Genomic DNA, 11,488 nt, shown 5'->3' with positions numbered 1-11,488 from the left:
CAGGATATCCACATAGCCATGCTGGGCGCGCGGTGCCGCGGCATCGGGCCGCAACAGGCGCCCTACCTTGCTCGACAGCACAAAGTCATCACGCGGGTGTCGGCGCAGCGCATCGCCCAGCCGCCGCTCCGACAGGCCGTGGCCGTAATGCGGCGCGGTATCAAACATGCGGCAACCGCTGGCCCAGGCGGCGTTGACCAGCGCTCTGGCCTCGTCGTCGCTGACGGCCGCAAACAGGTTGCCGAGCGGCGCGCCGCCCAGACCCAGCCGCAGCCGGCTGCCAGCACAAGGAGGAAAGAAAGATGTCATTTCAGGGTAAATCCCAATAAAAGTTTAGTCATGCTACAACTAACATGTCAGTCATCACCACGGGGAAATCCCGGGGTTCCCCAAAAACTGAATGGCTTCCATCAGGCGACACGCTCAGGTCTTTTCATGCTGAAAAACATCCCGCCACTGCTGACCCCCGATGCCCTGCATGCGCTGGCCAGCATGGGGCATGGCGACGAGGTGGCGATTGTGGATGCCAATTTTCCCGCGGCCCGTGTGGCACAAGGTGGCGGTGCCCGCCTGGTGCAACTGGCCGGCGCAACAGCGCCGCAAGTCTTGAAGGCCGTTTTGCAGCTGCTGCCGCTCGATGATTTTGTGCCCGACGCCGCCTGGACCATGCAGGTGGTGGGCAACGCAACCGCCGTTCCGGAGCCGGTTGCCGAGTTTGCCGCGGCCCTGCAGCAGGCCAGCGAGAAACCCGCCGTCACGCTGGAGCGTTTTGATTTTTACCAGCGTGCAGAGGCCGCTTTTGTGATTTTGCGCACCGGCGAGCAGCGCAAATACGGCAACATTTTGCTGCGCAAAGGCGTCATTGCCAGCGATGGGCCGAGCGCCGGGGAATGACGGAGAAATGAATATCGCCACCCACCACGCCCCCACCAGCCTGCGTGCGCAAGCCTACGAAAGCTTTCAGCAGCAGATTGTGGATGCCAACATTCGCCCCGGCCAGTTTGTCTCGCAGCGCGAGCTGATGCAGCTGCTGGGCATGCCGCTGGGCGCGGTGCGCGAGCTGATTCCACGGCTGGAGGCCGAGGGTTTGCTCAAAACCGTGCCGCAGCGCGGCCTGCAGGTCGCGCATGTCGATTTGAAACTGATCAACAACGCCTTCCAGCTGCGCCGGCTGCTGGAGCGCGAAGCCGCCAGCCGTTTTGTCACCACGGTGTCCGACCACGACCTGGCAGCGATCGAGCAGGCGCACCTGGACATCGTGCGGCGCGCACGCAGCACAGCCATTGACCACACGCTGCTCAAGGACGCCACCACGGTGGACTGGGGCCTGCACGACCAGATGATCGACGCACTGGGCAACGAGCTGATTTCCGAGGTTTACCGCATCAACAGCCTGCGCGTACGCCTCATCAAACTCGAAGGCTCAACGCTGTCTGCCGACGTGCTGATTCCGGCGATGGAAGAGCACCTCTGGTTTATCGACGCCCTCAAGCGACGCGACCCGCAAGCCGTGGTCGAACGCCTGAGTCACCACATTGAAAGTGCGCACCGTCGCGTACTTGGACTGCCGCGGCCCGACATGCCGTGGTCTTTGGAGAACCCTGTATGACCGAACCCCAAAATTCCGCCGCCCCTGCTGCATTTCGCGGCATCTGGCCGGCCCTGCTGACACCGCTCGATGCCGACCTGAGCATTGACCACGCAAAATTTGCAGCCCATTGCAAATCGCTGATCGCCCGCGGTTGCCCCGGCGTGACGCCCTTTGGCACCACCGGTGAAGGGCCTTCGTTTTCCATGGCCGAGCGCAAGGAAGCGATTGACCAGCTGATTCACAACGGCGTTCCTGCAAGCCAGATCATGGTGTCCACCAGTTGCGCGGCCCTGCCCGAGACGCTGGAACTGACGCGCCATGCGGTGAATGCCGGCGTGCACGGCTGCCTGATGCTGCCGCCGTTTTTCCTCAAGGGCGTGTCGGATCAGGGCATTATTGACAGCTACCGCTATGTGATTGACGGCATGGGCAGCGACCTGCCCAAACTCAAGCTCTACCTGTACCACATCCCGCAAGTCACCGGTGTGCCCTTGTCGCACCATGTGATTGCCACGCTCAAGAAGCTGTACCCCCAAACCATTCTGGGCATCAAGGACAGTGCCTGCACCACGGCTCATTCGGTGGGCCTGGCCGAGGCTTTCATGAAAGACCTGACGCTGAACATGACGGTCTATGTCGGCTTTGAGCCCGATCTGCCGGAACTGGGCCGGCGCGGCAGCACGGGCGCCATCAGCGGCCTGGCCAATTTCATGCCGCGCGTGGTCAACCGGCTGGTGACTGAGCCCGATGCGCCCGCCACACCGGCCGAGCGCGAGCGCATCATCCAATTGCTGGGCCTGCTGGAAGGCTATTCGCTGATGCCTGCGCTCAAGGGCATCATGGCCATGCTCACGGGCGATGAGGCTTGGCTGCGCGTGCGTGCGCCGCTGGTGGCGCTGACGCCCGAGCAATTCAAGGCCGTCAAGACAACCATCAGCGCCTTCGGGATTGATTCAAAGTCCGATTAGAAACCCGCCCCCGTGTTCGACTGTTAGCCAACCCATTGATGACCAAGAAGGAGACAACCATGAAAACTTCCCTGACTTCCCAGGTTCGCCGCGGCCTGCTGGCCACCGCTTCCGCCATGATGCTGATGGGCGCCCTTTTACCCGCCGCCCAGGCGCAAAACAAGGTACTGCTGCGCGTATCGACCCCGGCCGTGCCCGATGACTGGCATGCCAAGATGTGGACGGTGTTCAAGGACACGCTGGAGAAAAGCGCGCCCGGCGAGTTCGACGTGCAGATCAACCTCAACGCCTCGCTGTTCAAACAGGGCACCGAGCCGGCCGCCATGGCCCGTGGCAACCTGGAGCTGTCCTCGATCTCCGCCTTTGACATTGCCAAGCTGGTGCCCGAGTTCTCGATCTTCACCGCAGGCTACATCGTGCGCGACCCGGACCACCAGCAAAAGGTGTTCAATGGCCCCATAGGCGCCGAGATGTTCAAGACGGTGGCCGAGAAAATGGAAGTCACGCCGCTGTCCACCGTCTACCTCGGCACCCGGCAGGTCAACCTGCGCGAAGCACGCAACGTCAAGACACCCGCCGACTTGAAGGGCATCAAACTGCGCATGCCGGGCTCCAAGGAATGGCTGTTCCTCGGCGAAGCGCTGGGGGCCACCGCCACCCCGCTGGCTTTTGGCGAGGTGTACCTGGGCCTGAAAACCGGCACCATTGACGGCCAGGACAATCCCCTGCCCTCCATACGCGCCGCCAAATTCTATGAAGTCACCAAACAGATCGTGCTGACCAGCCATCTGGTGGACGGCATCTTCATTGCGATCTCCAACAAGGCCTGGAACGCCATGAGTCCCGCGCAAAAGCAAAAGGTCAAGGCGGCCGCCGAGGCTGCGTCAAGCTACAACAACGAGAACCGCCTCAAGGAAGAAGCGCAGCTGGTTGACTTCTTCAAGCAGCAGGGCTTGCAGGTCACCACGCCGGACGTGGATGCCTTCCGCAAGTCGGTGCAGACCACCTACCAGAACTCCGACTACGCCAAGGTCTGGCCCAAAGGCCTGGTTGAGCGCATCAACGCCACCAAGTAAATCCGGCACGCCTCATCCCCATGAAAACCTGGCCTAAAAAAGCTGCCAATGCGATCGGCGGCGGACTGTTCCTGACCCTGTTCATCGTGTTTGTGATTCAGGTCACGGCACGCTTCGGGTTCAACAAGCCGATGGCGTGGACCGACGAAGCCGCCGTGATTCTGTATGTCTGGGCCATTCTGTGGGCGGCGGCTTTTGTCGTGCCCGAGCGTGAGCATGTGGTGTTTGACCTGGTCTGGAACAGCGTCAGCCGGCGCGCCCGGCAAGTGATGCAGATTGTCGGCAACCTGCTGATAGGCGGGCTGGCGCTGTGCGGCATTCCGGCCAGCTGGGATTACGTGCATTTCATGGCGCGTGAAGGAACCCCTGTGCTGGGCCTTTCCTTCATGTGGGTCTTTTTACCTTTTGTGCTGCTGCTCGTGGCACTGGTTGTTCGCTCTGCGTGGGCCATCTGGAACGCGATTCAGGGTGTGGGTCTTGAAGCGGAGCTGCGCATATGACATCCGGAATCCTGGTTTTAGTTCTCATCATGGTGGCCTGCATGCTGCTGCGCATGCCCATCGGCTTTTCGATGCTGGCCTCGGGCATCGCCTACCTGATGGTCAAGCGGCAGGACCTGGGCCTGGTGGCCGAGCAGGTGGGCAACGGTTTGTACAACAGCTACGTGCTGCTGGCGGTGCCGCTGTTCGTGTTTGCCGCCAACATCATGAATGCCGGCACGGTCAGCGAGCGCATTTTTGACTTCTGCCGCATTTTGGTTGGCCGCGTGCGCGGTGGCCTGGCCCAGGTGGATATTCTGGTCAGCGTGGTGTTTTCGGGCATGAGCGGCAGCGCCATTGCGGACGCCGCCGGACCAGGCCTGGTCACCATTCGCCAGATGCTTAAAAAACCGGAATACACGCGCGGCTTTGCGGGTGCCGTGGTCGTGGCCAGCGCCACGCTGGGTCCCATCATTCCGCCGTCGATCCCGATGGTGATTTACGCGCTGGTGTCGGGGGCCTCGGTCGGCGCGCTGTTTCTGGGCGGTGTGGTGCCGGGCTTTTTGATGGCGACACTGATGATGGTGGTGGTGCATTTCATTGCCGTCAAACGCAACATGCCGCGTGAGGACAAAATCCCGCTGAACGAATGGCCGGCCATCATCTTTCGCGGTGCCCTGCCGCTGTCCATGCCCATTGTGTTGCTGGGGGGCATTTACTCCGGGGTTTTCACGCCCACGGAAGCCGCCGCGGTGGCCGCTTTTCATGCGCTGGTTCTGGCCGCCGTGGTCTATCGGGCTCTCACCTGGCGTACCTTCTGGGGCGTGGTGCTGGAGTCGACCCGCGGCAGCGCCGTGATCACCATGATCCTGGCCGGCTCTTTCATGCTCAACTACGCCTTCACCGCCGAAGGCGTGCCGCAGGCCATGGCGATGTGGGTCGACTCCATGCACCTCTCGCAGATCAAGTTTTTGCTGCTGGTCAACGTGATGTTTCTGGTGCTGGGCTGCTTTCTGGATGTATCGGTGCTGCTGCTGGTGTTTGTGCCCATGCTGCTGCCGGCCGCCAAGCTGCTGGGCGTGGACCTGGTGCACTTTGGCGTGCTGGTGGTGCTCAACATGATGATTGGCCTGATTCACCCGCCGTTTGGCATGCTGCTGTTCGTGACCAAGGCACTGACCGGCATCCCGATTGGCGAAATGATGAAGGAAGGCTGGCCCTTCCTGGTCATGCTGCTGCTCTTGCTGCTGGCCATGACGGTGTTTCCGCAAATCGTGCTATGGCTGCCGCAGACCATGGGTTACGGAGCCAAGTAAATGAGCCGCCCTGAAACGGCTGCCTCAGGAGAACACGCCGAAGTGGTCTGCGTGGCCAGCTGGAACGCCGACCTGATCTCCAGGGTTTCGCGGCCCATGGCCCGCGGCGAGACACTGATGGCCAGCGCTTTCAGCATCAGTCCCGGCGGCAAGGGCAGCAATGCCGCTGTCGCAGCGGCCAGGCAAGGCGCGCGCGTGGCGCTGATCGCACGCATTGGCGACGACGACTTCGGGCGCATGGGCATGGCGCTGTGGCAGTCAGAAGGCATTGCCACGGGGCACGTCGAGCAGGCCACCGGGGAGCGCAGCGGGGTCGCCCAGATTCTGGTGTTTGACGATGGCGACAACAGCATTGCGGTGTACCCCGGTGCCGGTGCCGGCCTGGGTGCAACGCAGGTGCTGGCCGCTGCCCCCCTGCTGGTCAACTGCCGCGTGGTCATGGCCTCGTGCGAAGTGCCGATTGAGGCCACGCTGCAGGCCTTTCAACTGGCGCGTAATGCCAGAACCGTCACCCTGTTGAATCCGGCCCCTGCGCGCGCGCTGCCCGACGCCTTGCTGGCGCTGGTGGACGTGCTGACACCGAATGAAAACGAGTTGTACCAGCTCGCAGGGCCAGCGCATTCGGGCTCTGTCGATGACGCGGCCCAGCATTTGCTGACACTGGGCGTTGGCGCGGTGCTGGTCACGCTGGGGGCGACCGGTTGCCGGCTGTACCAAGCGGGGCAACATCCGGTCGCGCTGGCGGGCCGCAGCATGCCGGTGCGCGACACCATAGGCGCGGGTGACACCTTCACCGGCGCGCTGGCGGCGGCGCTGGCCCGTGGCGAAGCGCTGGCCATGGCCATGGAATGGGCCAATGCCGCAGCAGCGCTTTCAGTGACCCGGCACGGCGCGATTGACGGTATTCCGGCGCGTGCGGAAGTTGCCGCCTTGCTGAACTGATTCGATACGCAGTTTTCTTCAGATACATCATCAAATCAAGCTTCAACCCAATGAGCACAGGCGCAATCAGCTATAAAAACAATAGCAATCAAGCCCTCGCCTGATCGCCCGCGCTTCCCCACAAATTGACTCCGGGGCGGGTAGCCTCTTTACCTCACATTTACCCGCCTCTTTCGAGCCGTAAATCAGCCCCCGGAATGTTGCAGTGATAATTATTGCGAGCAGGCACAACATGCCGCGATAGCCGCGTTATCGTGGCGGGCAACAAGGACAGCCGATGGACCAACACGCCGACACGCCGCCCGCTGGCAGCGACACCCTCCCCCGCAAACATTTAAGCCGCCGCGCCTCCCTCATTGGCGGATTGATCGCGGTGCTGGCCCTGGCGGGCACCGGCTGGCTGGCCTGGCGACTGACGCACACCACGCCCGAGGCCGGCAGCACCGCCACCGCACCGGGTGCACCGGGCGGGCCAGGCGCTCCCCCGGCAGGCCGGCGCGGCGCGCCCGCCACCACGGTGGGTGTCGCCACGGCCGAGCGCACCAGCATCCCGGTGCTGCTGGAAGCCCTGGGCACTGTCACGCCGCAGGCCAGCGTCAAGGTGCGGCCCCAGGTCAATGGCGTGCTGCTCAAAGTGCTGTTCAAGGAAGGCCAGATGCTGCGCGCTGGCGAACTGATGGCCACGATAGACCCGCGCCAGTTTGAAATGGCGCTGATGCAGGCCAGCGGCCAGCGCCAGCGCGATGAAGCGCAGCTCGACAGCGCCCGCGTCACCCTGCAGCGCTTTAAAACCCTGCTGGAGCAGGACTCGATTGCCCGCCAGGAAGTCGACACCCAGGCCGCGCTGGTCAAGCAGCTCGAAGGCACGGTCACGATTGACAAGGCGGCCGAGGGCACGGCGCGCCTGAACCTCGGCTACACCCGCGTCGTGGCACCGGTCAGCGGCCGGGTCGGCCTGCGCACGGTGGACGTGGGCAATGTGGTCAGCAGCAGCGACGCCAATGGCATTGCACTGATCACCCAGGTCACGCCCATTGATGTGGTGTTTTCGATTCCGCAGGACCGCGCCGCTGAGCTGCAACAAACGGTGGCCGCTGGCGGCGTGATGAAAGTCACCGCGCTGGACCGGACCCGCTCCAGCGTGCTCGACAGCGGCGTGTTCGCCTCGCTCGACAACCAGGTCGACACCACAACCGGCACCGTCAAGGCCAAGGCGCGCTTTGCCAACAGCCAGCTCACGCTGTTTCCGAGCCAGTTTGTCAATGTGCGGCTGACCGTTAAGACCATTGACAACGCGGTGGTGGTGCCGGTGACGGCCCTGCGCAACGGCAGCACGGGTGACTATGTCTATGTGGTCAATGGCACCGAGCGCACGGTGTCGCTGCGCCCGGTGCAGCGCGGGCAAGCCACGGTCGACAAGATTGTGCTGACCTCGGGCCTGCAGGCCGGCGAACGCGTCATCACCGAAGGCGCGGACCGGCTCAAGGACGGCGCGCGCGTGGTGTTGCCGGGCGACCAGCCGGCAGCGGCGGGCGCAGGGGCAGGCGGCGGCAACCGCCAGGGCGGCGCCCGGCGCCAGCGCCCGGCCGCCTCCGCCCCCCTTGCTGCGACCTCGCAAGCGGCTGGCTCATGAGCCCTTCAAGCCCGTTCATCCTGCGCCCGGTAGCGACCTCGCTGCTGATGCTGGCCATCGTGCTGGCGGGCGTGGTGGGCTTCCGGTTTTTGCCACTGTCGGCGCTGCCGCAGGTCGATTACCCGACGATTCAGGTGCAGACGCTGTACCCCGGCGCCAGCCCCGAGGTGATGGCGCAGACCGTCACCGCGCCGCTGGAGCGCCAGTTTGGCCAGATGTCCGGCCTGTCGCGCATGAGTTCCACCAGCGCCGCCGGGGTTTCCATCGTCACGCTGCAATTTGGCCTGGGCCTGACCCTCGACGTGGCCGAGCAGGAGGTGCAGGCCGCCATCAATGCCGGGGGCTCGCTGCTGCCGGCCGATTTGCCCGCGCCGCCGGTCTATGCCAAGGTGAATCCGGCCGATGCGCCGGTGCTGACGCTGGCCATCACCTCCGATACCTTGCCGCTGACCGAGGTGCAGAACATCGTCAACACCCGGCTCGCGCTGAAGATCAGCCAGGTGGGCGGTGTCGGCCTGGTGACGCTGAGCGGCGGCCAGCGGCCCGCGGTGCGGATTCAGGCCGACACGCGCGCCCTGGCCTCTTACGGGCTGGGCCTGGACACCTTGCGCACCGCCATCAGCGCGGCCAACGCCAACGCCGCCAAGGGCAGCATTGACGGGCCGACCCGCTCCTACACCATTAATTCCAACGACCAGCTGCTGGCCGCCACCGACTACAAAAACCTCATCGTCGCCTACCGCAATGGCGCGGCCGTGCGCGTGGCCGACGTGGCGCAAGTGGTGGACAGCGCGGAGAACGTCAAGCTAGGCGCCTGGTCTGGTGGAGATTGCCCCCCCCTGACCGCTTCGCGTCCTCCCCCCGAGGGGGACAACTGCCTAGGGGCGGCCCGTCGGCAGTTAAAACCGGCGATCATTTTGAATGTGCAGCGCCAGCCCGGTGCCAATGTGATTGCCACGGTCGATGCCATCAAGGCGCGCCTGCCCGAGCTGCAGGCCGGCCTGCCCACGGCGTTGAAGGTCGATGTGCTGAGTGACCGCACCACCGGCATACGCGCCTCGGTGCTGCATGTGGAGATTGAACTGCTGCTGGCCGTGCTGCTGGTGGTGCTGGTGATCTTTGCGTTTTTGCACAGCCTGCGCGCCACCGTGATCGCCAGCCTGGCGGTGCCGATTTCATTGATTGGCACCTGCGGCGCGATGTACCTGCTGGGCTACAGCCTGAACAACCTCAGCCTGATGGCGCTGACCATTGCCACCGGTTTTGTGGTGGACGATGCGATTGTGATGATCGAGAACATCTCGCGCTACATCGAGGAGGGCGAGGAGCCGATGGCGGCCGCCTTCAAGGGCGCCAGGCAGATCGGTTTCACCATCATTTCGCTGACCGTGTCGCTGATTGCGGTGCTGATTCCGCTGCTCTTCATGGGCGATGTGGTGGGGCGGCTGTTCAGGGAATTCGCCATCACGCTGGCCATCACGATTCTGATTTCTGCCGTGGTGTCGCTGACCCTGGTGCCCATGATGTCGGCACGCTGGTTGAAGAAAAAAGCCCCCACGCTCCCCGCTTCGCGAGCCTACGGCGGTGCGCTGCCCCTTGACTCGGAAGAAGGGGCTGGCCTGGCTTGGGGTGGCCCGGCGCTGGCGGCCGCATCCGCTCCGCCAACACCTAAAGGGATCATGGACCGGACCGGTGCCCGCCTGCAGGCGTTTCAGGATCGCGTGATTGCGCGCTATGACCGCTGGCTCAGCTGGGTGCTCAGGCGCCAGGGCGCGACCCTGCTGGTGGCGCTGGCCACGCTGCTGCTGACGGTGCTGCTCTATCTGGTGATTCCCAAGGGCCTGTTTCCGACGCAGGACACCGGCCAGTTGCAGGCCCGCGTTGAAACCGCGCAGTCGGTGTCGTATGCCCGCATGGCCGAGCTGCAGCAGGCCGCGGCCAGGGCGATTCTGGAAGATCCGGATGTAGACACGCTGAGTTCCTTCATCGGCGTCGATGCGGCCAACAACACCATGTTGCACACCGGGCGCATGCTGATCAACCTGAAAAGCCAGCGCAGCGGCAGCCAGCAGGACACCATGGACCGGCTGAAAAAACGTGTGGCCCAGGTGGCCGGCGTCACGCTGTATCTGCAGCCGACGCAGGACCTGACCATCGACGCCGAAACCGGCCCCACCCAGTTTCGCCTGTCGCTGGAAGGGGTGGACAACGCCGTGGTGGTGCAATGGGCCGGCAAGCTGGCCGAGCGCATGCAGACACTGGCCAGCGTGCGCAATGTGGCGTCTGACGCGGGCTCCAGCGGCAGCGCCGCCTACATCACGGTGGACCGCGACACCGCCTCGCGCCTGGGCGTCACCACCTCGTCGATTGACGACGCGCTCTATAGCGCCTTTGGCCAGCGCATCGTCTCCACCATCTTCACAGAAACCAACCAGTACCGCGTGATTCTGGAGGCCCTGCCCGACCCGCTGGCCACGCCGGCCGCGCTGGGCAATTTGCAGCTCAAGACCAGCTCGGGCATCACCACGCCGCTGTCGGCCCTGGCCAGCATCACCGAGCGGCCAGCACCGCTGCAGATCACCCACGTCGCCCAGTACCCGGCCACGACCCTGGGCTTTGACACCGCGCCCGGCGTGTCACTCGGCCAGACGGTCGATGACATCAAACAGGCCGCCAAGGACATTGCCCTGCCCGCCAGCGTGACGCTGACCTTTCTGGGCGCCGCCGGCGCCTACCAGGCGTCGCTGTCGAGCCAGCTCTGGCTGATTCTGGCGGCCGTGGTCTGCGTCTACATCGTGCTGGGCGTGCTGTACGAAAGCTACATCCACCCGCTGACGATTCTTTCCACCCTGCCCTCGGCCGGCGTCGGCGCGCTGCTGGCGCTGATCATCAGCGGCTCCGACCTGGGCGTGATCGGCATCATCGGCATTATTTTGCTGATTGGCATTGTGAAAAAGAACGCCATCATGATGATCGACTTTGCGATTGATGCCGAGCGCACCCAGGGCAAGACCGCACAGGAAGCGATTCACCAGGCAGCGCTGCTGCGCTTTCGGCCGATTCTCATGACCACGCTGGCGGCGCTGTTTGCGGCGGTGCCGCTGATGCTGGGCTGGGGTGAAGGGGCCGAACTGCGGCGGCCGCTGGGCCTGAGTATTTTTGGCGGGCTGATTGTGAGCCAGATGTTGACGCTGTTTACGACGCCGGTGATTTATCTGGCGTTTGACCGGATGGGGCGGAGGTTTGGGCGGAAGCGGATTGGTGAGGTTTCGGTGTGAGCTTTCCTTGTCGTTTTTGTCGCGGTGTTGGCTTGCAGGGCGGAGGCCGGGAGTCGCCCCGGCAGGCGAGTTACTTTTCTTTGCTTCGCCAAAGAAACCTAACGAAAAGAAAGGCGACCCTGCTGTCTGCGACCCTTCGCTGCGCTACGGGCACCCTGCGGTGCTCAGTCCAGCCGGGGTCTCGTGCAAACTCGCCTGCGGCTCA

The 11,488-nt window shown here is 63.9% G+C and carries 10 protein-coding genes; 9 read left to right on the top strand and 1 reads right to left on the bottom strand.

The genetic code is table 11. The annotated features are described in order from the left end of the window. Positions 1-309 (bottom strand): aldo/keto reductase (locus tag RMO23_RS17450; protein ID WP_309684040.1); only part of this gene is annotated, 309 nt, incomplete at its 3' end. A gap of 126 nt (positions 310-435) precedes the next feature. Here RMO23_RS17450 and RMO23_RS17445 point away from each other — a divergent pair. The 9 genes from RMO23_RS17445 (at position 436) to RMO23_RS17405 (ending at position 11,283) form a co-directional block, all read left to right on the top strand. Then, a complete protein-coding gene (locus RMO23_RS17445) occupies positions 436-894 on the top strand; it encodes an RbsD/FucU domain-containing protein (protein WP_309684038.1) in 459 nt (152 codons plus the stop codon). Between the two features lie 7 nt (positions 895-901). Beyond that, complete coding sequence (locus RMO23_RS17440; protein ID WP_309684037.1) at positions 902-1,609, top strand: GntR family transcriptional regulator; 708 nt, start codon at positions 902-904, stop codon at positions 1,607-1,609. Then, positions 1,606-2,559, top strand: coding sequence for a dihydrodipicolinate synthase family protein (locus RMO23_RS17435; protein WP_309684035.1), 954 nt, complete (start codon positions 1,606-1,608; stop codon positions 2,557-2,559). The genes RMO23_RS17440 and RMO23_RS17435 overlap by 4 nt, the downstream gene beginning before the upstream one ends. Before the next feature lie 59 nt (positions 2,560-2,618). Next, positions 2,619-3,635: a sialic acid TRAP transporter substrate-binding protein SiaP gene (locus RMO23_RS17430; RefSeq protein WP_309684033.1), complete on the top strand. Its 1,017-nt coding sequence runs from the start codon at positions 2,619-2,621 to the stop codon at positions 3,633-3,635. 20 nt (positions 3,636-3,655) lie between these two features. Next, positions 3,656-4,135 (top strand): TRAP transporter small permease, encoded by a 480-nt coding sequence (locus tag RMO23_RS17425; protein WP_309684032.1) that lies wholly within the window; start codon positions 3,656-3,658, stop codon positions 4,133-4,135. After that, positions 4,132-5,430, top strand: coding sequence for a TRAP transporter large permease (locus RMO23_RS17420; protein ID WP_309684031.1), 1,299 nt, complete (start codon positions 4,132-4,134; stop codon positions 5,428-5,430). The genes RMO23_RS17425 and RMO23_RS17420 overlap by 4 nt, the downstream gene beginning before the upstream one ends. Next, entirely contained in the window at positions 5,431-6,372 is a 942-nt protein-coding gene (locus RMO23_RS17415) for a ribokinase (RefSeq protein ID WP_309684030.1), read from the top strand. A 277-nt stretch (positions 6,373-6,649) separates the two neighbouring features. Then, positions 6,650-8,005, top strand: coding sequence for an efflux RND transporter periplasmic adaptor subunit (locus RMO23_RS17410; protein ID WP_309684029.1), 1,356 nt, complete (start codon positions 6,650-6,652; stop codon positions 8,003-8,005). Then, a complete protein-coding gene (locus tag RMO23_RS17405; protein ID WP_309684027.1) occupies positions 8,002-11,283 on the top strand; it encodes an efflux RND transporter permease subunit in 3,282 nt (1,093 codons plus the stop codon). Before RMO23_RS17410 ends, RMO23_RS17405 begins: the two co-directional genes overlap by 4 nt. The last annotated feature ends 205 nt before the right edge of the window (positions 11,284-11,488 follow it).

Origin of the sequence: Polaromonas sp., from assembly GCF_031411155.1 — a bacterium.
In the GTDB taxonomy this organism is placed as follows: Bacteria; Pseudomonadota; Gammaproteobacteria; order Burkholderiales; family Burkholderiaceae_C; genus Polaromonas.
Note: the sequence above shows the minus strand (reverse complement) of the source record. Positions and strands in the feature narration are given on the sequence as shown.